Here is a 23,658-nt window from a genome sequence, read left to right as displayed (position 1 = left end):
AATCGGTTATCCTTATTGTTTGCCACGTTGACCATCGACCCACCACTCATCGATCTCGTAAACCTCATCGTCCAATAAGGTTAATATATCGCCGCCAATTCCACGCTGGTCGAGAGGAAACGCCCCCAGTGTTTCTTGCTCAAGCTGGGCGATAATCTCAGCGATGGTGAGCGATGGCTGGAGGATATCTGTCACCAATCGTTGCGCTGAATGCTCAATATCTTGAATAAAAACCTGTTCAATAGCGTCCTCGATGGGTGATGATAGCTGAACCTCCGGCATGCAAAGCGTTTGAGGATCGTCTTGGTAGTGCCAAGACTCTTTGGCTAATCTTTTTAAAAGATTCTGTTCATCACCCCGCTCCAAAAAGTAGGCCCCTTGATGCACAGCGCGCGCCGAGGCTTTTTTATGTTCAGCCAGCCTTCGTTGCCGCATTAACTCAATTTCTAATAAATACATTGGGTGCCCCGCTGATAATTTGTGCGCCACACCCGGTGGTATCGCCCAGCCGGGCAACCGGTACTCCTGTAGCAAATACCGCACTCGAACCGGTGGCAATAGGACTCGCGCCATGTAAAGCAGAACAACTGGTTATGCTAATACCCGCTAAGGCAATCGGCAGGCCATAACAGCGGACCGTTGCCAGTCCTGTGGTGATAACACCACCATGTGAGGTGGCATCCCCTACTCTTGCGCTTAACATTATTCGCCTCCTTGCGGCTTTCTGACATCAGGTCCGATACTGGTAGTTACCGTCGGTGTTGGGGTCGGTGTGGGCGTCGGCCCTAACCTTTTCCCGACAAATAGCCCTGCCGTCGGGGTAATTCCGGGCAGTCCAATAACCCCACCGCCACCACCGCCGCCGCGCGGACCTGCATCACCAGGATTAAAGTCGATTTGTCCGGCTTGCAGGATAATTTGGCTATCGGCAATAATCCGAATGCGACGCGCAGAGATCACCAAGTCGCCACCGGAACTTAGTCCCATCGCGCCGCCTACCGCTAGCCCCATGGCACCTCCGGTGACCATCGACATCGCTCCCCCACTGGCGATACCGATCGCGCCTCCAGCATTAACGCCGATAGCTCCCCCTGCATTGATGCCGATCGCCGCCCCAGCGTTCATACCCATTATCCCGCCGACTGTCGTGTTATGCGCGCCGCCGACGGTAACGCCCAGCGAGGCCCCGACGACATAATCACTTGTACCGGCTACCGTTGAGCGATAGTTTTGTCCCACATCAACCTGCCTTGATGCCCCAACAACCTGTACCTCGTTCTGCTTAATGAGACGGTGCATATCCCGTTCAGCCTGCTCCCAATATTGCTCTTGCCCTAACTTATCTTCAAAACGAATGCCATTGAAGTTGGCTTCACTTCCCCCTACGCTACGGCTCACTAAGCCACTTTGGCTACCATTATTGGGTAATGCCCAAGGCGGTACCGACTTGTCGTTATACAGGCTACCGATAATCAGCGGACGATCAGGATCACCCTGAATAAAATCGACAATCACTTCGTGACCAATACGCGGTATGTACATGCCGCCAAAGCGATTACCGGCCCAAGCCTGGCTAACCCTTAACCAACAAGAGTCAGCCTCGCTGTTATGGCCATATCTGTCCCAGTGAAAGCGGACTTTGACGCGACCGAATTGGTCGGTCCAAATCTCCTTATCAGCAGGTCCAGTCACCTTAGCGGTCTGCGGGCCAAATGTTCGAGGTTTGGGCGTATTTTGTGGATGACGATAACGCTTGGTCAGCGGTTGCACCGTAAAATGACAGCGAGTCTGACAGGTGATCTCCGCAGAACTTTGCCGATTATTGATGATTTCAAGCTCGCTGCTCAGGATAAAATAAGCGCGATTAGCCTGTTCAAGAGGATAACCCGTTAGCGTAAATTGCGCTCCGCAACAGAGTCCACGCAGTGCCGCCGAACCGGAGCAGCGTTGCCCTTGAGCCCCTAATGCTTCGATACGAACCTTAGCGAGATGCTCCCCTGTCTCAGTCTGCGTAAAGTCACCCGGCCAATCGTAAATCTCCATGCGGTTATAATGTGTCTTGCGCGGTTGCTGTTCGGTGACCGACAGCGTTTTACGCGAGCGCGTAAAATCGTAGTCGGAGGTGACCCAGTGTCCTGATGTCAGGCTCTCTTGGTAGTGAAAAGTAGGAATATAAGGTGCCTGAAGCTCGGGAGACTCAGCAAGGTAGGGCAAGGTTTTGTAGCGATCGTGTGCAATCGGCGCGTGGGCGGAAGGACTATCGACAAAGATAATTTTATGGTCATGCTCATCATGTTCAACGAACCAATAAATCCCCCACTTTTCCACTAACCGCTGAATAAAATCAAAATCGCTCTCACCATATTGCACTTGATAATCGAGAGCGGGATAGACCTCGTTTAATCGGCACTCATACGCCCGTCCATAATCAGCCAACACGTCGTGAAGAATATCGACAACCGATTTTTGCTGATAGATTTTGAAATCAGTCGTCTTCTCCAGCAAAAATAGCCAAGGTCGAATAACCATCTGGTACTGGGCATGCTGCGCGTCATGCCCCAAATAGCGGGCTTTTTCGACCATGCCGTTTATCCAGCGAACCGGCGGTGTGAGTGAAGCAGTCTGCTCAGCTTCCAGTTCAATACGAATACTTACCGATTGGCCAATCAGTGATTTCAATTCAATGTCCGGGAGGCTCCCCCCCTCTTTTTGCCCCACCGTCTGGACGTTTAACTGGTAGTGTCCTAGGGTGGAAAGCGCCTCGACTCCCGACAGGTGTGTGATCACGAGTCGTTGCGTCGCATCATCATTAATAAGTAATGTCAGTATTCTGTTCATTGTCTTCCTTGATTATATTGATGACGGATTAATCGCTGATCGGGCAGCTGAATGTCCGAAATAGTTTGATGAGTTCAGGGATCGAACGCCCTAATCCATTTATCGCGACCGTAGCGCTTTGTGCCCCCTCCCCCAAGGAAATGAGGGTTTGTTGGCTACGTGGCTCAAACTGCTGATGACTGCCTTCAAACCAACGAAACAGCCCCCAGTAGCCTTTCTCTTCAATCTTCCACACAAGATGGCCTTCAGCAGCCAGCGCCCGGATTTGCAGATTGGGCGTCAGGCTTTGTGCTGGCCAATGCATGGCCTGCTGAACAATGGGGCCGTGAACATAACGAAACTGCTGGTTGTCATTATCGACAATCAATTGAGTAACACCGCTCGCTAGCTCCTGCACCGACAGCGTAAAGTCTAAAGAGGGTTGCGATGATGACGAGGGGAAAAGTAGCTGCTGGATCCGGTCTCCTTGTTCAAAAACAGCCAGCAACTGTGGCGAAAGTGGCGGCTCTGCGGTAGTGAAGCGCCATGGACGATGCTGGGTATCAACGTTATCGGCGAGGTGCTGGGAAAAGTAGCGGCTTAATTTGCCTTGTGGAGCAAACATCTCAACAATAGCCTGTGGGTCGGCATCTCGCCCTCGTTTTGCGAAAGGATAGCGCCCCAGCAAGTGTTGACGACAGTACGTGATGATCGCTTGTTCGACCTGTTGGGCATTGGTTGCCCAGGTTTGTTGGGTGACTTGCCGCTGGGCAACAGAAAATAATTGACCGAGTAACTGTGGCAGAGGCGGCGGTAATTGGTCGAGATGCAGTAAGAAAGTCTGCAAGCTGGCCGTCTCGGGTTGCCCCGCAACTAGCGCCGATAGCTGACGATCAGTGGTCACTGGCGTCGCTTGCATACTCAGATAGAGCTGGGTGAATGCACGTTCTAACTGCTCCAATGAGAACGAAGACGGAGTGCCAGGCGGTTCGACGAAACGATGAAGAGTCGTGAAGTACTGATCTACCCGTTGCACCCTATCGTTGTTTAGCATCGGCTCCTCTTCCCGTAAATCCCCATTCTTCTGCTGGACCGTGGCGAGTTGTGTCTGGTGGGCGATATTCACCAGCAACTGGCGTAGTTGCGAGTCTTGGCGGGTGAAGTCTTTTAATAGATACGCCACACGCTGACGCAAATTCGCTCTTTTGGCGCCACCGTCCTCCACCGGCAAAGCAAATTGGATCCCTTGCAAGAAGGTTTGCCAAAAAGTACGGTAATCATCCAGATACCGCCTACTCACTTGCTGCCACACCTGTTGCTTATTCACCAATCCCGCGCCGCGTTGCTCCTCGCCATAAAGCGTTTGTTCAACCCGCGCCAACGCGTTAGGAAATAATGTTTTTTGAATCGTCTTAGTCCAGTATTGTGCCCCGAACACTGTGTACAACCCAGCCAACGGCTCCGTCTGTCCTTGCTCGCTAAACAGTAATGGCTGTGAAGAGGTAATCAACTGCGATAAACCGTTGGTGGGCAAAGATTCTGGCGCGACGTGCTGCAAGATATCTTGATAGACATAGGTCGCTAACGGCTGTTCGTTTAGTACCTTGCGCGCGACCTTAATACGTTGCTGATCGACGGTGGGCTTAATAGACGGCCAGTTTACTTGGTACAGTAGATGGCGGAGTCGTGTGGTCGCGTTGTCTTGACTATTGAGTACCGGCAATCGCGTTGCATGGGCTGAAAACCATGTAATAAGAAAGGGGTTATCCCTCGGGATTTCACCTTGCAGCATGAGATAAACACGCAACGTTGTGAACAACGAATAAGGCTCGTTACGGCGACTCTGTGCCGAGAGTTCCTCGGCAACCTCTCGTCGCAATTGGGGAAGTAAATAATCGATTAACCACTGGTCATAGACTGCATTCCTGCTCTCCATCCAGTACGGCGGGGTATATAGCCCCCAATGTCCGCTGGAAAATGCCGTATTTCCCACGGCCTGCGTGAAAGGCGGCGATATTTGGCGTAGTCGACTTAATGCATCGTCTAGAGTAAGAGGGGTTGCACTCAGCTGTTGTCCCAGTTGCTCAACATCGTCAGCCACCTGAGAGAGGTAACCTTGGTTAGCGTAATAACTCCGTGTTAGCGCAGAAAAAATAAGTGCGCTAACCAGGGTAAGTAGCACCAAGGCAGTCCCTCGACAATAACGAGTCGAGAAACGCTGCGTTCCCGCCCGCTGGCGTGCGCGGCACTCCCCCACTAGCAGATGATTAAAGAAGGTATTCAAGAAGAAGTGTTGAGATGAATGCCTAACAGCCTTACCGTCGCGCTCGCGATCCTCCAACGCTTCCGGCTGCTTCTGCCACTGCTGGACCAGCGTGTGAGGATAGGTGTATAGCTGGCCACGAGAATACGCACTACAACCGAGATAGATCCCCGCTAACACGAGATCACTATTGGGAAGCCGCTCGTACGGTGGCGGAGCTAAATGTTCAATAAAGGTTGCTAATACTTCAGTAAGCGCCGCAAAGTTGGTGGGGAAACGTTCGATCCCCTTGCGGGTATCCACGCTATCGCAGTAATGTTGCTGAGTCAGGACTTGCTGCTCAACCTGCTTAGCCCACGCGGTTAGCTGTTGGTGGATATCATCACTATTAAGAGAATGCGTAGACGAATTCTGTGCGATGGCTTGACCGAAGAGTTGCTGGCGCTGTTCAGCAGTGATGCCATGAAAATAGTCATCAAAGCCCTCGAGCTTATCCCCTTGACTCAGAAAAAGATAAAACGGGATAACACGATTAGCCTGCTGTTGCAGCGTCCGTAATTGGGTACGGCATAAGGCTGCATAGTCGGTTAATTGTTGCGGCGTCGCGAATAGTAATCGGGGGCAATCTATCACCACCACCACCGCCTCTACTCGAGCCACACGCCTCATTGCCACCAGCTGTTTCGTGACCTCAGACCACTCGTCCGCCCTATCCTCCGGCGGCTGTTGCGGATCAAAAAAACGCCCCGGCGTATCACACCATAGCACGTCGTCGGTGAGCCATAATGCACAGTGCTCCGTCTTCTCTACCGTATTTCGTGCGGCTTGCTGTTGGGCCGGCAGCGTAAACGTAAGCTCGGCGCTGGCTAATGCCGAGGATTTACCGCTACCAGTTGGTCCAACCATCAGGACACAACAGTGTGCTTCACTGGCGGGATCGTTCCAGAATAGTCGTTTAATCACCCGCCCCCGCCCCTTCACGTTGCGGAGCTTTTTTCGCCAGGTCTTGAATAATCGGATTAATTCAGGATAGCGAGGGGGATGATACCGTGGCGCGAAGGGAAGTGACGCCATTTTCTGAGGTAGCGCGCCATAGGCTTGTACCGCCAGCGCTGACAGAAAGTAACCAACGGTAACGAGCGCCAGCAATAAACAGAGGAGTGAGCGGACAAGTAGCGAAGCTAATGGCTTTGCCTCACCGACCGACAGTAGCGGCCCCATCACCCATAATACGGCGCCCATCCCTAGCGCGACGATGAGATAGCGGGGCAGACGATAATAAAAGACCAAGGCTGATAGCAGCAGGCATACAATAACGACGCCACGGCAATGAAGGGGTGATAGCGGATAAGCGTGCCCGACGCCCCAAAATTCGCCATACTGAGCAATGCAATAACAGAGCAGTAAAAGTACACCAGTGACGATAATTCGGCTGGCTATTTTTCTGAAAACTGGCGACAACAATTCCATGTGTTATCTCTCTAAAAAGTGACGATAAACTCAACGCGTCTATTTTGATTACGTTGCTTGAGGCTCGAGTTGGGGGCTAAAGGTTGCTGCTCGCCGACACCGACCCGCTTAAGTTGACGGTCCGTAAAACCAAAGGGATAAAAGAGCTGTGCAACGTTGTCTGCACGCTGCAAGGAGAGCTGCTGATTAGACAGTTTTTTCTGCGTTCTAATCGGTTGGCTATCGCTATGCCCAATCAGTGTCACCGCCCCCCCTAATTGTTTTACCGCTTGCGCCAGCCGCTGGATCACTGCTTGATATTCAGTAGAAAGCGTCGCGCTGCCCGAGGCAAACATCGGCCCACCGATCACTTTCACCCGATATCCCTGCTCCAAGTTATCGATAACCAACCGACCTTGGTCGATATCATGCTTCAGTAACATTGGAAGGGTCGGTGTCTCGACGGATGTTGGCGGTACAGCTAAATACTGCGAGAACTGTGCCGCCTGATCGGTCAGTTGAGAAAGACTGAGATGGAGCTGCAGTCGATAGGCACCGAAAGTCGCCGCAACGACGAACAGGGCCAATAGACTGCAGCCGCGCAACGACAGCCGCTTTCTGACGTCAACGAGAGGGGGGGAAAGATAATCCGTCACTATCGCCACCTCAGAACGGGGGATAAAGGGCAGTAATAACGTATAAAGTTGTTGGCGGATCTGCGCCAGTTGCTCCGCCCCGTTCTGTTGAATGCTATAGCGCCCGGCAAATCCTAAATTGAGACTATGCAGCATAATGAGTAATACCTCGGCATACTCTTGGGGATTCATCGCAAGCCGGCCGGCGAGTAAGAAAAATTTATTCCCGCCATCGTTATCTTCCTCGAAATAGTTCAACAGGTTTTGTTGCGCCCAGCCGCTATTGATCCCCCACTCTGTGGTATGAATAGCTTCATCTAGGGCCGTGCAGAGACAATAGCGTGCGATCGTCATTTTTCGCCACGGAATATCCAGCTGTTCACATAGTTGTGCGAAGAGCGAGATCTCATAGATGAGCCATGATCGTAAAACATCAACGCTTTCTGCGTGTTCGATTCGCGCAGGTACTTCACTTAGCACCGCCAACAACGGTTTCGCCAGATGAAGAAGTGGATAACGACTCGCACGGGCTTGCGCTAATCGTTGACTGGCACTCTCACCAATAAAGTGCTGATGGGGTAATGAGGAAGATCGTGGATAAGGCGGTAATTCGCCTGCAAGGCCTTCATCTCGTTGCCCGTCGTGCAGAAGTGTCGTGGATAAGGTATCGAGTTTAGTCATCTGTCACGTAGCCCCCATAGTCGAAGGGTTAACTCGGGAAACTGCCCAGCAATATGCAGGGCAACGGCACGTTCATCCAACATACTCTGCCAATCGCGACCACTCTGTACTAACTCAAAATAGTGCGTTCCGGAGCTATGGGTGAGCTGACGCGGCGGCCCCGCAAGGGGCTGTAACGTTACACCGGGCAAATGCGAGCGAACCAAGTCGAGAATTTGCCGTGGCGCACTGACTTTAGTTTGTTGAATAAAATGCTTATGGATTTGCTGATGCGGCACGGCCGCTTTGACCGCAACGATCAGTGTTTGATACGCATCGAGCGAGAGATCAGGATCGGCGGTGACCCATACCCCATTAGTCTGGCGCTGGAACTCATAGCACTCACCGGCTTTGGTCAGTAATAGGTTTAACTGCTGACTAATGTCGTCGAGTAGCGGGCGAAACGTCTCTGCTAACGCTGTATGCTGGTAAAGGTATCCCTCTTGCGGTGGACGGCGCTGAGGCGAAAGATAAGTCGCCAGTTCAGCCTGCAAGGCATTCACCTCACAAAACAGCACCTCTGGGTGGACTAAAGGTCTTTGTAACCAATAGTCGAGCGTACTGTGGTAACGATTACAGAGCTGCAGTAATAAGTAATCTTCAATCCCTACCGCCTGTGCGTCATTAAGCTGTAAGGCAAAGGTCTCCGCCCGATGCCTGAGTTGGCCGACAGTATGCGTCAACCAACTTATTAATAGTGTATTGTCTCGGCAATCGATCAGGGGAGGAATATAGTCATCCTCAACCAATATTGCCCGTCCATCTGCGTCGAGATGCTTGAGTTTGGCGCAAGGCAGGCCAATCCACGTATCATTCATCTCTGACTCGGGTAAAAGACGCAGATTTAATTGGGCGAGGAGTAGATGGCGGGCTTCACGATGCACCGCATTACTATCATGAACCAGATGCTCCTTAGCCGTAAAACGCGCTAGGGATGCGGAGTGCGATGAGGACAGTAACGTTTCATCATGACCGGGCAACGTTAACGAAATCGCAAGATACAGCTGCTGACCACAATGGTGTGGCAGTAAGGTTAATGGGCTTGGTGTAGGACAGGTGTCGGGGATACTAAACGGTGTACCGTCAGGAAAAATTCCCGCCGCGGCGTTGATAATCAGCTTTCCATATTCCAACCCTTGGCGATCGATGGTGAGCGAAGAAAAGCCCCAATGATAAGGCGTTAATAGCGACGTCCGCTGGTGGATATAATGCTCAATGTAGCGCTCTTGTTGTTGGAAGAGTTGTGGTCGCAAGAACAGTCCCTCACTCCATACCACTTTATTGGTTCTCATAACATTCCTTATTCTGCAAACGTGATACTTGAGTCCCGCAGCCTGATTTGCTGCGCTGGCAGTGGGCTAGTAAAAGGGGTTTGCCAAATGAATCGTGGTGAATTATCGATATCGCGCAGGAGTAACCATTGATTTGCCACCATCTCTCGGTACGCGACAACAAAGGCGAAGGTATTCGTACCAGGCTGAAGCGGGAGGGAAAGCGATTTTTCCTCGCCGGGCTGAATAATAATGTCTGCAATACGCTGGTAATCACCACTCGTTGTGGTCTGTGGTGAGGCAATTAACGTCAGAGGGTTCTCTGCGCTAAAATTATCGCGATTGTTCACCGCATAAATAAATAATTGCACCGGTGAGGGGTGGCCCTGTTTATTTTTATTAATATTGGAGGCGGCACTGAGCGTAACGTTGACGTCTGAGCGAGTGGTCGGTTTAATCGTACATCCCGATATGAGTACCGCGCAAAAAAGCGTATAAAGATAAATTAAAGGCATAGCACTCCCTTCACACTATTGATGAATAAAAAATCATTTTGGAGAGAGAGAAATAACAGATTCCAAGATACTTTTAGAAATCTGTTATTTCCTTCTATTATCTCATGTTAGTTCAGCGAGTTAGACTTCACGTTATAGCTCACTGTGACTGCCCCTGACTTACTCCCTTCTGCGTTTTGCATCACATAGTCCTCGGTCACGGCGGTGAAGGAAAAATTCACCCACTCCTTCGCTCGAACATCTTCTTGTGAAGAACCGATATTGGTTAGACGAGTAATGATGACGTCGCTAAAGGTTATCGTCAGGTATTCCAAAGGATCACCGCCGGCTTTACGTACGATAAACTTGACACTTTTGATATGTTTCCCCGATAAGCAGTAGCTTAAGAGATTGGGACTGGCACGATCGATATAATGCTCGAACGAGAAGTCGTCAACGGTCGCCTTCCCTGCCCCACCCCCTGAGCCTTGGTGCATGTTAGAATGTTGCGCGCAACCCCATGCCCAATTTAAGACTTCTATCTCTCCTTTATGTTGGGCATCTTGCGATTCCCCTTCAATACCCTCAAATTTAATAAAAATATCTTGAGACATAACTACTCCTTGTTGACGTTAATGAATAGAGAATTAAAGGCTCTCTTTGACCGAAGGCAGTTTGGCAACCATCCGCAGTGAGACGGTCAGCCCTTCCAATTGAAAATGGGGTCGTAAATAGAATTTGGCTTGGTAGTAGCCGGGATTACCTTCAATATCGGTAACCAGCACCTCAGCTGCCGCTAACGGGCGTTTCGCTTTAGTCTGCTGCGATGAGTTCGCCGGATCGCCATCCACATAATTCATCACCCAATCGTTTAGCCACTTCTCCATCGCTTCCCTTGATTTAAAGCTCCCCACCTTGTCACGTACGATGCACTTTAAATAATGCGCAAAGCGTGAACAGGCGAACAAATAAGGGAGTCGCGCCGATAGACTCGCGTTCGCGGTGGCATCGTCGTCGTAGTATTCGGTTGGCTTTTGTAACGACTGCGCGCCAATAAACGCGGCATAGTCGGTATTTTTTCGGTGAACCAGCGGAATAAAGCCATTTTTCGCCAACTCCGCCTCACGCCGATCGGAGATCGCGATTTCTGTTGGGCACTTTAAATCAATGCCACCATCGTCGGTGGGAAAAGTATGGCAGGGTAGCCCCTCCACGACGCCACCACTTTCTACGCCGCGGATCATCGTGCACCAACCGTACTGCTTAAACGAACGATTGATATTGACTGCCATGGCGTAGGCCGCATTCGCCCAAACATAATGGCTGTGATCGGCCCCGGAGGTGTTCTCTTCAAACGCAAAAGCTTCGACCGGATTAGTACGTGCTCCATAGGGTAATCTCGCCAAAAATCGCGGCATGGCAAGCCCGATATAGCGCGCATCTTCCGATTGTCGCAAGCGATTCCACGCCGCATATTCAAGATTTTGCGTAAAAATTTTCGTCAGATCGCGAGGATTGGCTAACTCCTGCCAACTCTGCATCTGCATCACCGCAGGCGCCGCCGCAGAAATAAAAGGAACATGGGCGGAGGAGGCAATCTTTGCTAAAGATGTTAAGAGATCGACGTCTTCAGGGGAGTGGTCGAAGTAATAATCGCCGACCAAACAGCCATAGGGTTCGCCACCTAGCTGCCCATATTCTTCTTCGTAGATCATCCGAAAGATAGGGCTCTGATCCCAGTTGGCACCCTTATAACGCTTCAAGTTACGTCTCAACTCATCACGAGAAATATCCAGGACGCGCAGCTTAAGTTGTTCGTCCGTTTCGGTGTTCGTGACCAGATGATGTAATCCACGCCAGGCACTTTCTAACCGCTGAAATTCTGGATGATGTAAGATGCCGTTAATCTGATCGGATATTTTGCGGTCGATGGTTTCGATCAGCGCGGCAATATTTTTATACGCATCTTCGGATAGGAGAATTGCACTCTGTAGAGCTTGCTGCGCCAGCGTTTTGACCGCCGTTTCAACCGCCTGTTTCGCGACATCGGTTTGCGGGCGAAATGCCTTCTGTAAGAGCGCCGGAAGTTCAGTCGATACTGCCGTAGCCGTCGTCGTTAGCCCCGCTTGCGTCGTAACCTGTTTCATCGCTTACTCCTCACTCGTTGCTGATGACGCTGAACTAGGTTCTGCCGCCGGGAGCGAGGCAAGTGCGGCGAGCAGATCAGGATCATTGAGCAATTGCATCACCAATCCTTCGGCATCACTTTTACCATCCATGTAGGTCTGTAGGTTAGCCAGTTGCGTTCTGGCCTCCAATAATTGGGCGAGAGGCGCGACTTTTTTAGCGATGTTTTCAGGCGAAAAATCAGACAAACTCTCTAGGGTTAAATCGACCAGTAGCTTTCCTTCCCCACTTAATGTGTTTTCCACATCGAAGAGCACTCGCGGTTGTAATGCTTTCATTCGCTCATCGAAATTATCGATATCGATGGCGAGAAATTTTCTCTCCTTTAGCGGCTGTTGCGCGACATGTGATTTCCCTGAAAGGTCGGACATTACGCCCATGACGAAAGGGAGATTAACTTTCTTATCATCGCCGTAGATCTCAACATCGTATTCAATTTGCACACGCGGTGCGCGGTTTCTTGCAATAAATTTTTGTGAATCGTTATGACTCATTCCTGACACTCCCTGTTAAATAATCCTATCGATTGCTCGGTGTTCACTGATAATTAATGGTGACTATTCCTCTGACTAATAGCTTTCCGGGTGTTGGCTTAAAATACCCCATAGAATCGTAATAACTCGCGGTAAACTGATGCGATTCAACATTAGCCCCCGAGGCATATTTATAGAGCTGCCCAGAATCCGGCTGATTAACTTTGAGTTGTTCGCCATTTTCCTTTCTAATCCGCAGCTCTATTCTCTCGCTCATCCCTGCGCCCGGTGTATTTTTAAAATTTCTACTCACTGAATTGTAGAGGCCGTTCTCCGCTTGGAGGGCGACTAATACCGTCTGTTTATCGGGACAGCCGGTCAGCTGTAGCGTAAAAGGCGTCTCTCCTAATTCATTATTCCAGATGCTAAATTCGGAGAGCGACACTACCGGTAAGGCGATGGTTTCTCTAGACGTCGCCTGATTAATGCTCAAGCGACATGTCTGAGCAAGGTATTCACCTTTAAACAGTACATCGATATGACAGTCGCCTTGGCATTTTTTTGTGGCGGCATAGGTAGACGGTAAACTCATTACCGACACTAACAGTAAATAACTGATCGCTAATTTATTGAATCCTTTCATTTACAGCTTACCTCCTGATAAATCATCTCATCGCGTGAACGTTTAACTTCATCTATAAACTGTTCACTTACTTTTATTTGGCAGACTTCATGGCTGACACTGTCACGGATAAACAGCGCTTCTGTAGCGGGATTCCATCCTTGTACAAAGGCTCTACCCGCTTGTGAAACCAGCGCTACTGAAGGATTAGAGTCGGTATAGAGTTGGCTCATCATGGCAAACAGCCGCTGCTGACGATCGCGAATTTTGAGTAAAATCGGGGTACCGGTCTGCGTTTTCATCTTGACTTTAATTGCTGCCCCCATACGCGGAACGACCATCGTTTCATTCTCTTCAATCGAGACACTTAGCGGTAGCCCCTCTGGGTTGACGGCAATTCTATTTTCGAGGTAAGGGGTGAGCGAAGGTAATAAGCCGTACCCTTCACGATTAAGGGCGGCCCCCTGCCCATTAATAATCTTCGCACCCTGTGCGCCTTCTGCATAAATGATGGCAAAGGGATTATTCCCTATCTGCCTTCCGGCAATCAGCCCAGCTGAATGCGCAACAAGACTACCGTTTGCCGATAGCGAGAATTGTTGATGTCGACGATTACGACTAAAGGAGCTGCTATATTGGCCCTGGGAGCGGTTATATGAGATATTCCCTTGAACGCCGTGATTCAATTTTTCCTGATTATTTTTCTCGCTATTGATGCCCAGTCCGTAAACTAACGTATTTTCGTCGCCGTAATGGCCGTTAAGGCTATTTTGCACGGTAGTGGTACGATTATTACTATGAGAGTAGGTACTATAAAAAGAGTCGAAAAGCCTATTTTTCACTGTACTTGCGCCTAATGGAATACTCAGGGATATCATCAGAGAATTTTCATTGACGCCACTCTGCGTCTGACTCCTTGATAAAAAGCCCCCTAGACCAAAGTAGCGAAATTGGTTATTCACCGAAAGGCTGTACTGTTTAGTCGATGATTTATTTTTGAAACGGTAATGCGAGGCTGAGAGATTAACACTGAAACTTTCACCAATGGGTTGTCCGACGGACAGCGACATCCGCTGTTTTACCGTTGGATATCCCCAATTTCTATAAGATTCTTGGCCGTTCACAACAGTATTGAGAGATTGATAGTGGCCAGACGTCAGTCGATCAAAGGAGAAGTTAATACTTGTTTGCGTAGCGCGTAACGACTTATTGTACGCAAGCGTCATGCGACTTCCGTTTCGTTTACTGTTATGGGGTTTACTTTTCACCTGCGAATAATTCGCGGTCACCGCCATTCCACCTAGCCGTGTGTTAAAGGCATTACCGACAGCTCCCCCCTGATAGCCATCACCGACTTGTAACCCCGTGTAGAGCGTGGTGTTCTCCGTCAACCCATAAAAGAGGTTAGCTTGTAGAAAATAGGCTTGATTAGCTGCCTGAGTCGTATTGATTTTTCCCGCATCCAATTCGTATTTGAGTACCGACTGGTTAAGGATCAGGGGTGGCGCTGAGTTAGGAACGATCATGACTTTTTGACGGCCGTCGGCCTCATCAATAATCAAAGTATAATCGCCGCCATAGCCGCCAACCGTTGGGGAATCGATTTCAAAAGGTCCGGCGGGTACACTGGTTTCTTGAATGAGCTTACCTTGCTGCCAAATCGAGACTTTCGCATTAGTTTCGGCAATACCCGTAAAATAAGGGGTATACGTACGGAGCTTTGCCGGTAGCATACGGTGATCGGAGCGCAGTTGGACCCCACGAAAGGTGACACTATCGAACAGTTCACCGGAAGACCAAGTTTCACCTAAGCGTAGCTGGCTTTTAAGCACGGTAATGTCATGCTCTGCATAAGCAGACTGACCGTGGTATTGCCAACGTCGTTCCTGTAATTTACGACTGATTTGTCGATACCGTAATCGCCACCCCTCAAGGTTAATTCCCAGCAACGAGCTAAAGCTCAACGTGGTGTGTGAACGAGATGGCGTGCTCATCGAGGATGACGAAAATGTCCGTTGATAATACTCATCGACATTATAATCAACGAAGGCAACATTACTCCCCTGCTCCCAACGCTCTGGTGGAATGTCTCCTAGCCCGTTGGGCTGAAAATACTTCTGTGGGACGCTAAGCTGTAAGGTAAAGTCACTGCTTTCATAATAGGCCCGACTAGTAGGGATCCACTGTTCAAGGGGGCGACAGGCTTGAGTGGTATCGGACGAGGTTTTGTCGATTACAATGCCGATCTTTTGTAGCATCTCAAGGGTAAAACAGGGCTGTGCGTAGCCTTTCGGTTGCTCTGGTTGCTGGATAAAACTGACGACAAACCGACCTCGCTGCTGATTATTAACCAAGATAGAGACGGGGTAATCGCCAACGGCGGCGGGATTGCCCTGCTCGAATAGCGATAGGTCGACTTTTTCACCATGTAAAAAGTGAGCATCGAACGCCATCCCTTTCGCCCGCTCGCGAGTCACTTCGCCAGGGTTAAGTGCGGGATCATTGGCCCACCCCGTCGTCGAAATACCTAATACGCCGACAATCGGAGATGTCAGAGCAATAATTCGTAAATAAAGGCGCCTGACGCTACGGCCTTTTCTTAAAACTACGAATTTTTTCGCTCCAGTACTCTGCTTTCGCTCATCCATAGCTATGCATCATCCTGAATAGTGAATAATATAATAGCGACTATTTCTTAATAACGATAAATCCTTTACCGCCACTATTTTTCGCTTGGTAAGTAACCCCATTACCGTAATCGTTAATTAACTCAAAGTTAATTTCGGTGATTGTTTTATTCCGTAACGCGGAGGGTAATGTTATTTTCTGCTGCGAAAACGGCGGAATCATCGATAAAGATAGCTCTTGCGTTACGCCCCCAGCGGCCACTCTGACGGTATAAAAAGAGAGGTAATAAGGTGTTGGATTATCGGCGATCAGTTCACTATCACGACCTTGACTCCACTGCAGTTTATTGCCCTGTTCAGCACTGGTTTCGGTCAATGCTGCGGGACGGTAAAAGAGTTTTATTTTGGTTTTAAACGCTAATGAAAGTCGCTCACTGGTTACTTCTTCATCACTCTTCGGTGGAACTTCTAACAGGTTAAACCAGAAAATTGATTCCCTGTCTTTAGGTAAGTCTTGTCCCAGATAGCGCACCCTAACACTTTGCCCTTTACCGGGTTCCATCCTAAATAACGGAGGGATCGCCATAAAGGGAGCTTCTTGCGCGGTTCCCTCAACCGCTATTTTCCCGTCATCCACCCATACTTGAACTAATGCTGGCTGATCACCTTTATTAGAGGTACGCACTATTTTTTCTTTCTGGCCTTCAATAAATACGATTCGCGTACCGGTCAACGTGACACCGGCATAGCAGTTTGTTAGAAAGAAACTCATAGCGATAACACTCAGAGCCAATCCTTTCACATGACGTTTTATCGCGTGTTGCATAGTCATTTCCGCTAGGAGATAGCTGCCACGGAGCGATTCCGTGGCAGTAGGATGGTTATGGATAAGCGATGGTATAAATAGCTTTCGCTTCTACCGCACCAGGAGTTGCCGCACCGGTTGAATAATATCCGCCCGCAAAAGTCATTTTTGCCGCGTTACCGACCAGTGGGAACAGCTCCGAGGTCTCGCCGACCTTAACTTGCTTTTGATCTTTATAGAGGCGAACTTGAATATTGGCCCCCCCTTGCAAAGTATTTTTTAAGTTACCCGTTACCGTATCTTTCTCACTGCCTCCCACGGCCTCGAAATGCGCAGCGATATTTTTCAGTGTGGCTGAGCAATTTTTAACGGAAATCGTAAAGTCTCTAGAGCCTGCTTCTGTCCCGGCGACTTTAAATGCATCCACCGAGAGCTTAGGCAGTTCGACTTTTATATTCTTGATACCATCTATTTCACAGGTTTCCGATGTCAACGCACCAGTAAAGGTAATGAGACCTTGTTGTTCACTGAGGTTGCTGGGATCGGCTGAATAACTCATTGGGGAAATAGAGAAGAGTAGCGCGGTGCAAAATAGTACTTTTACTTTTGACATGAGTAATATTCCTTTAGAAAACTATTTTTCTATGCTTCGTCGGCCTGAACTTCAGAAGCACTCCTTTACAGTAAAAATGGCTAATAGCTATTTTAAATCGCTTTTATTAATTCCCTTCTTATGCTCGGGTAATTAATCGTTGCATCGTGATGTTGCTGATATTAATCCGTCAATATCAACACAACCTCGGTGATACAGGAATAGGATATTATTCAATTAATTCAGAATATAAAGTACTTATCATATAAAAATAACAATTTAAGAATAAAGCCCGATTTATATTCTTAAATATAATCATTTCTATAATTAATTTATTGATTAATGGATAGGTTTTATTTATTTTCCTAGGGTTTACTTATTGATAAACCTTTTCTGCTGAATAAAAAAATCATAATTTATTATCCATTGCATTATTAATTAGGGCTATCTCTCTATGGATCAACGGTTTCTTAACTATTATCGCCGTGAGCTACTCTTTATGCGTGAAATCGCGGCGGATTTCGCCGCCAAACACCCCAAAATAGCCAAGCGCCTCAATATTACCAGCACGGAAATTGCAGACCCTTGGATTGAGCGACTTATTGATTCATTTTGCTTCCTTAACGCCAGAACGCAATTAAAGATTGATGCTGAATTTGAACCCTTCACACAACGGTTACTGAATAGTCTCTCACCAGAATTTACCTTACCGACACCGGCCAAATCGGTGGTACAGATCCACCCCTCAGTGATCAAAGGCGATTTAACCAACGGTTACCGACTCGCGGAAAATACGCCGTTACTTAGCCAAGCCGTCGGTAATAACAGTACGCGATGCGAATTTAGAACTCGTCGCCCCTTAACACTTTGGCCGATGGTTCTGCAGCAGGCGACGTTGACGAAAAGCCCGCCTGAATTAACCGCTGCACTTAAGAAAGAGGCGCGCCCTATCACAGTAAAATCGACGCTAACCTTTACCTTAACCCTTACTCACGACCTCCTTTTTTCACAATTGATGTCTTGTGATGAGATCCCAATTTATATTAGCGGTGATGAGCACGTCTCTTCCCATCTCTTTGAACTTATTGCTTGTCATTATGCCGGTATTAGGGTGACGACGGGTTCTTACTCAGCAATATTCTCTCGTGAGGAGACGGGATCACTCCTTCCTCCGAACCTTTACGCTTATCATACTTCTCAATCGTTTTGGCAAAGCCATCATGGCTATCGTTATCTCAAAGAGTTTTTTGATTTCCGTTCGCAGTTTTATTTCTTTTCTCTGGTGCATCTGGCACCTGCTTTGCGTCACTGCCACAGTAATCAGATTGAAATCAGCATATTACTCGACAGCTTCCCAGTAGACTTAGCGCCATTGGTCACGATGCAGCGCTTTCACTTACATTGTGTGCCGGTAGTGAATCTCTTCCCTGGAAAAGTGGACAGAATCCGGATTTCTCCAGGTTCGCTCAACCACTCTATTGTTGTCGATAGGAGCCGTCCGGCTGACTATGAAGTGGGTATGGTACGCACGGTAAGTGGCTTTAGTGTCGAGGGAGAAGCATTAGCCACCTTTTATCCACTTTACCAACGTGCGGAAGGCGACAGGGCTGAAGTGGGTCGCTATTTTTCAGTACAGCGCACGCCTCACCTTATCGGGCCGCTTACTGAGCCTCAGGCGCAGGAGAGCGACGTCTGGTTAAGCCTTGTCGATCAGTCACATCCCCCCTATTCTCCGCGCTTAGCCAGCTTACATGTCGACGCGTTGGTCTCAAATCGTTATCTGCCGCAACACCTTCCCCTGCCCGATGAACAAGGGATGGATCTACAGCTGGATGAGAGTATTCCTGCCTGCGGTGCCACCTTCGCCGCAACGATAAGCCAGCGTTATGACTCCTTAGCCTATGCCGATCAGGCGTGGAAATTGATTAACCTTTTGCAATGTTCCTATCAACCCCTTGATGGGCATACGCCAACGCAGAACGCTGAACACCTGCGCGAAAGATTAAGACTATTTCTACGCCAAGGCGATGATTTCTCTGAAGCCTTGATCCACAGTGTGGTCGGGCTGACGTGTCACCCCATCGTGCGGCGCTTATCCGACGACGATTTACTATTAAACTATCGCGGAGTGCAGTGCCAATTAACTGTTGACGAGGGCTATTACTCTAATCATAGCCCTTTTTTATTTGGCCACGCCATCGCCCTTTTTCTCGCCACGCATAGCGCGGTCAATAGCTTTGTCGAGGTAGAGTTACTTTCACTACAGCGTGGGCTGCTCTACCGCTGGCCTGCTTCTCTTGGACGACGGGGCGTACTGTGAAACCAGACTTATTATCAACTCGCCTCCCGCCGTCGCTCAGGAGTTTACCTCTCGACGCTCCTTGGAAAGGTAATTTCTTGGCGACATTACGCCGTCTCTCGGCGATGGATCCTCAAAACCCCATTCCGGGTAGCGCGCTCAGTCCCGCGGAAGAAAACTTTCGCCTAAGCCAAGCCGTAAGCCTCGCTTTCCCGGCGAGTGAAATCGCCTCGTTATCCTGGCAGGACCAGCAGTTAGCCATTAAACTTTTTAGCCTCGGAGTGTGGGGCCCACAGGGGGCTCTGCCTCTCCATTTTTCAGAACTCGCCTTCACGCGCGCGCAGCAGCAAGATACCGCGCTGATCGATTTTATTGATCTCTTTCATCACCGTAGCATGGCGATATTTTTTCGTGCCTGGCATGCTGCGCAAGATACCGCATCTTTAGATCGGCCACAGCATGATCGCTTTTCACATTATCTGCGCTGTTTATCGGGGGGATCGCCATCAACGGCTTTCGAGAGCGATCTTAGACAACATAAGCAACTTAGCGCAGGGCTGCATCTTGCAAGGAAAACCTGTGCGCCGCAGGACTTGTGTGCGACGCTCGAGGCCTGGTTCCATCTTCCTTTTAAGATTGAGGAGTTCCAGCCCGAATGGATTATGGTGACCCCAGAGGGACAAAGTCGGCTGCACAACTTAGCCTATGGCCAACGCTTGGCCGATGGAACAATCCTTGGTGATGCCTGCTACCAAGTCAACCATAAATTTAAGGTCTGGTGTGGTCCGTTAACCTATGAACAGTATGTTAGCTTACATCCACAACAAGACTCGTTGGCACGGCTAGACGAAGCGATACAACGCCTGACGGGTGGGTATTATCATTATGATCTCCAGCTTGTACTAGCCAAGAATACCGTTCCTCCGCTCACGCTTAGTGGCGAACTGCAGCTGGGGTTTGATACTTGGCTATTGAATGAAGAGAGTCACTCTCCACGATTAGGAATGATTGTTGAATCTCGTCTGTACACAATCTAAGACAACTACGACACACTCAAGGAAGAGAATATGTCAGCGCTAACAGCAATTTTTACGCACTATCCGTGGCTTGGGGAACCTATCGACCCTTCTCTACCCTGTGGTCCCGCTATCGATTACCATCCTGAATTTTTAGCCTTACAGCAGCAGATTAGTCCGCAAAACACTGTCGAATATGGCGAGTTTATCCAAGCGTCTTCCCCTATTCATTGGCCATCGCTATTGCCAACGCTGTATAGCTTGAGCCAACAGAGCAAAGATATCCGGCTGGTCATCCTGCTGATCCGTGCGCGTTTGGCTCAAGAAGGCATTAAGGCAATAGTCGAGGGTATCGAGCTTCTGATTGCACTGCTGGAGCGCTGGCCGCAAGCGTTGCATCCACAATGCCACGATGAAGGAGAGTATGTGCCCGAATTTCGCCATAACGCTTTATCGGGATTAGATGATAGAGAAGGTTGCGTTGCTGAACTCCGTCACTTCTCATTAACAACGCCAGAAGGGCAGGCTTATTCTCTTGCTCAGGTTGAACAGTGGATACGTGATGATAAAACGCTGTCATTAGCGGACAAAGAGCGGTTACAACAGTGCTATCATCACCATCATTATTTTTTCGAGCACTGCCTCATCGCGCAGCAACGCCTACAACAGCTGTGTCAATTACCTGATGAGGCCTTAGGTACCGATAGCTTCTCCTGCCCGCACCTCACGCAACTCTTTACAACCTTGTGCCGCTTTCACCAGAAACAGCGACAGCTTTTACCGCCAGAGCTGACCGCGGTGGCAGCCGAACCCGCAGTACTCCAGCGCGATCCGCCCGCTGTCACCGATAGATTAGCCTACCGCAATGAGGCACGAGAAAAACTCCGCGAAATTCGCGAAAACTTCACTTATTACGAACCGAGTAGCCCGCTAAGTCTATTACTGCATTTCGCAGAACACAGCATCGGCTTGGATTGCCAGCAGATTAGTCAACGCTACCCACGCGAGCTTCTCACACTGCTAACTTTAGAAAAGGATATCTAATATGAGATGGTTATACGGATTGCTGTTACTGATTTTAGTTAATGGAACCTCTTTTGCGTCATGCTATTTGGTACGCGGCCAGCCGACAGCACTGACGATCCCCTCGCAAACCATTACGCTCGATGCCGATGCCCCTGTAAGCCTCGATCAGCCTTTTGCACGCATCGATAGTCCACCGCTAACTGCCCGTGTCGGCTATAACGAATGTCTAAACGGGACCGAATACGGTCGGGCCTTTACCTATCTCGATAACCGTGCAATTTCTAATCATGTTTTTAAGACCGACATTCCCGGTATTGGCGTTAAAGTACTGTGGACCAATGGTAAAGCAGGATACGGCCCTTTTCCTGTAAAACAGTGGATGGTCGTCCCCGATTATGCCGCCTCAGCAACCTTCGATTATGAGCCGGGGGCCGCATATCGCCTAGAGTTTTATAAAGTTGCCGAAACCCTGAGTTTGACGGCTGGCAACCCCACACAACTGCTACCGATGGGAACTGTCGCTTATAACTATCTATTTTCTGCCTCACCCAATAATTTTGCTATGCGCTTAGACTTAGGTGCCATCACGCTGAAAAGCATACCGAGTTGTACGCTCGATTCAAGCAAGACGATCGATTTTGGTAAGGTCAGTGCCAGTGATCTGGCGCAAGGGGTCTATCGTGATCTGCAGTTTAAGATCAACTGCCGCAGTGACTATCAGCGTTTTTCAACCCAAGCGTCCGTTACCACGAAAACACCGAGTGGTGATCTTCAGTCGATCAAGGTGACCGATTCTGCAGGACAGGATGACCGCCTACGCATCACTCTCTATGATAGTAACGGCTCCCCGCTTCTCGTCGACGGTACCCGTAGCGAAACAGTCAGTAACACCACCACACAGGGCGATGCGGCCTTCAGCTGGCGAGCTCGCTTGTCGCCGGGGCTGAACAGTCCGCCTGCTTCGGGGCCATTTACTGCCTACGCAGAGATCCAGTTCGCGATAGAGTAAGCCACGATGGATAAGACCCTCTTTATCAATATCGCCAGTTATCGTGACCACGAGTTATGGAGCACAGTTGAGAGCCTACTGGCGACTGCCAGCGCCCCTGATAAGCTGCATATCGCTATCTGTTGGCAGGATGACAACGATCTCAGTGCGATCCAACAAAAAGGCTGGGTGCCGGTCCCTGTCTCTAGTCTCGCCGGGTTTCCGGTTTATCGGCTTGACGGGAGCGCCGCGTTAATCGAGCTGATCGCACTTCCCTATCAGCACGCGCAAGGCGTCGGCTTTGCCCGTGCGTTGTGTGACCAGCTTTACCGCGATGAACAGTGGTTTCTGCAGATAGATGCACATAGTCTGTTCGCGAAGGACTGGGATGCCCGTCTGATTAATACGCTAACCGGTTTATCGCAACAAAGTGCTAAGCCACTGATCAGCGGTTACCCACCGAGCTACCACGTCACTGAGGCAGGCGAGATTCACTACGGCCAAGATGTGGGACGTGTCACGTTTAACCGGTTTACCGCGGAAAAACTCCCCACCTTGACCAGTCAAAAACTCTGCGCTTCGCAGCCAGTTAAAGGCAGCTTTGTCGCCGCCGGGTTTATCTTTACACAAGGCGCCTTTGTTAAGGAGGTCGGTAATGACCCGACCCTTTTCTTTGAAGGAGAGGAAATTACGCTCTCACTGCGCGCCTATAGCTGGGGCTATGATGTGTTCCACATACCCGACCGACTATTGTGGCACCATTATACCCGCCCCACCTCACCAAAGATTTGGGAGGATCACAGCCCCGGCGCGCAGGAACGCGGCGAGATTAGCGTCTGTTGGCTCCAGCGTGAAGCCCAGTCACAGCGCCGAGTGAAAGCGCTACTCGGGTTAGTCCCTCCCTCGCCTACAGATAAAGCGGCCAAAGCCTTAGGGCCGACACGCGCACGTCGGCAATTTGAATACCAATGTGGCCTTAACTTCTCGTTAGCCAGCTGCTACGCCGAATGCCTAGCGCCAAGCTTTGACTGCGACTTCTTACCCCCGAGGGATGAAGAGGAGTGGGTAAATTGGCACCGTCATTATTACTCGAAACCGCTTAATCTGGGGGCGCTACTCGGTATGCCCGCTGCACACGTGCTGCCCGATAAACTGATCCTTCATCTCTATGCCCAGAATAACACTCGCTTAGCATACCGCGAATTTACCCGTGCACAGCTTGGCGCTACGCATATCGAGGTGAGTGGTTGGTCGACACCTAATTGCCCACCCGCCTTCTTACGCCTTGCCAGTTGGTGGCAAGACTCTGGCTGGGGCAACGTGATCCAGCAACCTTGGTCTGAGGACGAAGGGCCTTATTGTTTACTTTAAAGG

At 49.6% G+C, this 23,658-nt stretch carries 19 protein-coding genes; 5 read left to right on the top strand and 14 right to left on the bottom strand.

The features are described 5' to 3' along the window. Window positions 1–12: 12 nt before the first annotated feature. The 14 genes from HGT73_RS11655 to HGT73_RS11590 form a co-directional block, all read right to left on the bottom strand. Window positions 13–459 (bottom strand): hypothetical protein, encoded by a 447-nt coding sequence (locus HGT73_RS11655; protein ID WP_214215219.1) that lies wholly within the window; start codon window positions 457–459, stop codon window positions 13–15. Next, entirely contained in the window at window positions 440–703 is a 264-nt protein-coding gene (locus HGT73_RS11650; protein ID WP_244968549.1) for a PAAR domain-containing protein, read from the bottom strand. The genes HGT73_RS11655 and HGT73_RS11650 overlap by 20 nt, the downstream gene beginning before the upstream one ends. Next, entirely contained in the window at window positions 703–2,838 is a 2,136-nt protein-coding gene (locus HGT73_RS11645; protein ID WP_214215217.1) for a type VI secretion system Vgr family protein, read from the bottom strand. The genes HGT73_RS11650 and HGT73_RS11645 overlap by 1 nt, the downstream gene beginning before the upstream one ends. 28 nt (window positions 2,839–2,866) lie before the next feature. Continuing rightward, complete coding sequence (gene tssM / locus HGT73_RS11640; protein WP_214215215.1) at window positions 2,867–6,550, bottom strand: type VI secretion system membrane subunit TssM; 3,684 nt, start codon at window positions 6,548–6,550, stop codon at window positions 2,867–2,869. Between the two features lie 11 nt (window positions 6,551–6,561). Beyond that, complete coding sequence (gene icmH / locus HGT73_RS11635; RefSeq protein WP_214215213.1) at window positions 6,562–7,845, bottom strand: type IVB secretion system protein IcmH/DotU; 1,284 nt, start codon at window positions 7,843–7,845, stop codon at window positions 6,562–6,564. Next, complete coding sequence (tssK, locus tag HGT73_RS11630) at window positions 7,842–9,176, bottom strand: type VI secretion system baseplate subunit TssK (protein ID WP_214215211.1); 1,335 nt, start codon at window positions 9,174–9,176, stop codon at window positions 7,842–7,844. Before tssK ends, icmH begins: the two co-directional genes overlap by 4 nt. An 8-nt stretch (window positions 9,177–9,184) precedes the next feature. Next, window positions 9,185–9,670 (bottom strand): type VI secretion system lipoprotein TssJ, encoded by a 486-nt coding sequence (gene tssJ, locus HGT73_RS11625; RefSeq protein ID WP_214215209.1) that lies wholly within the window; start codon window positions 9,668–9,670, stop codon window positions 9,185–9,187. Between the two features lie 107 nt (window positions 9,671–9,777). Next, entirely contained in the window at window positions 9,778–10,263 is a 486-nt protein-coding gene (locus HGT73_RS11620) for an Hcp family type VI secretion system effector (RefSeq protein ID WP_214215207.1), read from the bottom strand. A gap of 33 nt (window positions 10,264–10,296) precedes the next feature. Next, entirely contained in the window at window positions 10,297–11,796 is a 1,500-nt protein-coding gene (gene tssC, locus HGT73_RS11615) for a type VI secretion system contractile sheath large subunit (protein WP_214215206.1), read from the bottom strand. A gap of 3 nt (window positions 11,797–11,799) precedes the next feature. Further along, window positions 11,800–12,330 (bottom strand): type VI secretion system contractile sheath small subunit, encoded by a 531-nt coding sequence (gene tssB, locus HGT73_RS11610; protein WP_214215205.1) that lies wholly within the window; start codon window positions 12,328–12,330, stop codon window positions 11,800–11,802. Window positions 12,331–12,373: 43 nt separating this feature from the next. Continuing rightward, window positions 12,374–12,952 (bottom strand): fimbrial protein, encoded by a 579-nt coding sequence (locus HGT73_RS11605; protein WP_214215196.1) that lies wholly within the window; start codon window positions 12,950–12,952, stop codon window positions 12,374–12,376. After that, window positions 12,949–15,579 (bottom strand): fimbria/pilus outer membrane usher protein, encoded by a 2,631-nt coding sequence (locus HGT73_RS11600; RefSeq protein WP_214215193.1) that lies wholly within the window; start codon window positions 15,577–15,579, stop codon window positions 12,949–12,951. Before HGT73_RS11600 ends, HGT73_RS11605 begins: the two co-directional genes overlap by 4 nt. A gap of 40 nt (window positions 15,580–15,619) precedes the next feature. Further along, window positions 15,620–16,384 (bottom strand): fimbrial biogenesis chaperone, encoded by a 765-nt coding sequence (locus HGT73_RS11595; protein WP_214215191.1) that lies wholly within the window; start codon window positions 16,382–16,384, stop codon window positions 15,620–15,622. A 55-nt stretch (window positions 16,385–16,439) separates the two neighbouring features. Next, window positions 16,440–16,976 (bottom strand): fimbrial protein, encoded by a 537-nt coding sequence (locus HGT73_RS11590; protein WP_214215190.1) that lies wholly within the window; start codon window positions 16,974–16,976, stop codon window positions 16,440–16,442. A gap of 433 nt (window positions 16,977–17,409) precedes the next feature. Between HGT73_RS11590 and tssF the strand changes: the two genes are divergently transcribed. From tssF to HGT73_RS11565, 5 genes are read left to right on the top strand one after another with little or no spacing between them, the layout of a single operon-like run. Further along, window positions 17,410–19,275 carry a type VI secretion system baseplate subunit TssF gene (tssF, locus tag HGT73_RS11585; protein WP_214215188.1) on the top strand — a complete coding sequence of 622 codons (1,866 nt, stop codon included), beginning with the start codon at window positions 17,410–17,412 and terminating at the stop codon, window positions 19,273–19,275. Then, the gene (tssG, locus tag HGT73_RS11580) at window positions 19,272–20,291 is read left to right on the top strand and encodes a type VI secretion system baseplate subunit TssG (RefSeq protein WP_214215186.1); all 1,020 of its coding nucleotides are present in this window, start codon (window positions 19,272–19,274) and stop codon (window positions 20,289–20,291) included. Before tssF ends, tssG begins: the two co-directional genes overlap by 4 nt. 30 nt (window positions 20,292–20,321) lie before the next feature. Beyond that, on the top strand, window positions 20,322–21,314 hold the full coding sequence (locus tag HGT73_RS11575; protein WP_214215176.1) for a type VI secretion system protein TssA: 993 nt from the start codon (window positions 20,322–20,324) through the stop codon (window positions 21,312–21,314). A 1-nt stretch (window position 21,315) separates the two neighbouring features. Beyond that, window positions 21,316–22,305 (top strand): spore coat protein U domain-containing protein, encoded by a 990-nt coding sequence (locus HGT73_RS11570; RefSeq protein ID WP_214215169.1) that lies wholly within the window; start codon window positions 21,316–21,318, stop codon window positions 22,303–22,305. A 6-nt stretch (window positions 22,306–22,311) separates the two neighbouring features. Then, window positions 22,312–23,655, top strand: coding sequence for a GlcNAc-transferase family protein (locus HGT73_RS11565; protein WP_214215166.1), 1,344 nt, complete (start codon window positions 22,312–22,314; stop codon window positions 23,653–23,655). Window positions 23,656–23,658: the final 3 nt, after the last annotated feature.

The sequence above is a fragment of the Rosenbergiella australiborealis genome, assembly GCF_018494035.1.
GTDB classification, from domain to species: Bacteria; Pseudomonadota; Gammaproteobacteria; order Enterobacterales; family Enterobacteriaceae; genus Rosenbergiella; species Rosenbergiella australiborealis.
The sequence above is the reverse complement of the archived record's forward strand: the minus strand, read 5'-3'. Positions and strand labels throughout refer to the sequence as shown.

Bases quoted from the DNA above. Each gene is read 5' to 3' on its own strand.
- HGT73_RS11655 (WP_214215219.1), bottom strand. From the start codon at position 459: ATGTATTTATTAGAAATTGAGTTAATGCGGCAACGAAGGCTGGCTGAA.
- tssC (WP_214215206.1), bottom strand. From the start codon at position 11,796: ATGAAACAGGTTACGACGCAAGCGGGGCTAACGACGACGGCTACGGCA.
- HGT73_RS11645 (WP_214215217.1), bottom strand. From the start codon at position 2,838: ATGAACAGAATACTGACATTACTTATTAATGATGATGCGACGCAACGA.
- HGT73_RS11600 (WP_214215193.1), bottom strand. From the start codon at position 15,579: ATGGATGAGCGAAAGCAGAGTACTGGAGCGAAAAAATTCGTAGTTTTA.
- tssM (WP_214215215.1), bottom strand. From the start codon at position 6,550: ATGGAATTGTTGTCGCCAGTTTTCAGAAAAATAGCCAGCCGAATTATC.
- HGT73_RS11575 (WP_214215176.1), top strand. From the start codon at position 20,322: ATGTCAGCGCTAACAGCAATTTTTACGCACTATCCGTGGCTTGGGGAA.
- icmH (WP_214215213.1), bottom strand. From the start codon at position 7,845: ATGACTAAACTCGATACCTTATCCACGACACTTCTGCACGACGGGCAA.
- tssK (WP_214215211.1), bottom strand. From the start codon at position 9,176: ATGAGAACCAATAAAGTGGTATGGAGTGAGGGACTGTTCTTGCGACCA.
- tssJ (WP_214215209.1), bottom strand. From the start codon at position 9,670: ATGCCTTTAATTTATCTTTATACGCTTTTTTGCGCGGTACTCATATCG.
- HGT73_RS11620 (WP_214215207.1), bottom strand. From the start codon at position 10,263: ATGTCTCAAGATATTTTTATTAAATTTGAGGGTATTGAAGGGGAATCG.
- tssF (WP_214215188.1), top strand. From the start codon at position 17,410: ATGGATCAACGGTTTCTTAACTATTATCGCCGTGAGCTACTCTTTATG.
- HGT73_RS11650 (WP_244968549.1), bottom strand. From the start codon at position 703: ATGTTAAGCGCAAGAGTAGGGGATGCCACCTCACATGGTGGTGTTATC.
- HGT73_RS11605 (WP_214215196.1), bottom strand. From the start codon at position 12,952: ATGAAAGGATTCAATAAATTAGCGATCAGTTATTTACTGTTAGTGTCG.
- HGT73_RS11590 (WP_214215190.1), bottom strand. From the start codon at position 16,976: ATGTCAAAAGTAAAAGTACTATTTTGCACCGCGCTACTCTTCTCTATT.
- HGT73_RS11565 (WP_214215166.1), top strand. From the start codon at position 22,312: ATGGATAAGACCCTCTTTATCAATATCGCCAGTTATCGTGACCACGAG.
- HGT73_RS11595 (WP_214215191.1), bottom strand. From the start codon at position 16,384: ATGCAACACGCGATAAAACGTCATGTGAAAGGATTGGCTCTGAGTGTT.
- tssB (WP_214215205.1), bottom strand. From the start codon at position 12,330: ATGAGTCATAACGATTCACAAAAATTTATTGCAAGAAACCGCGCACCG.
- HGT73_RS11570 (WP_214215169.1), top strand. From the start codon at position 21,316: ATGAGATGGTTATACGGATTGCTGTTACTGATTTTAGTTAATGGAACC.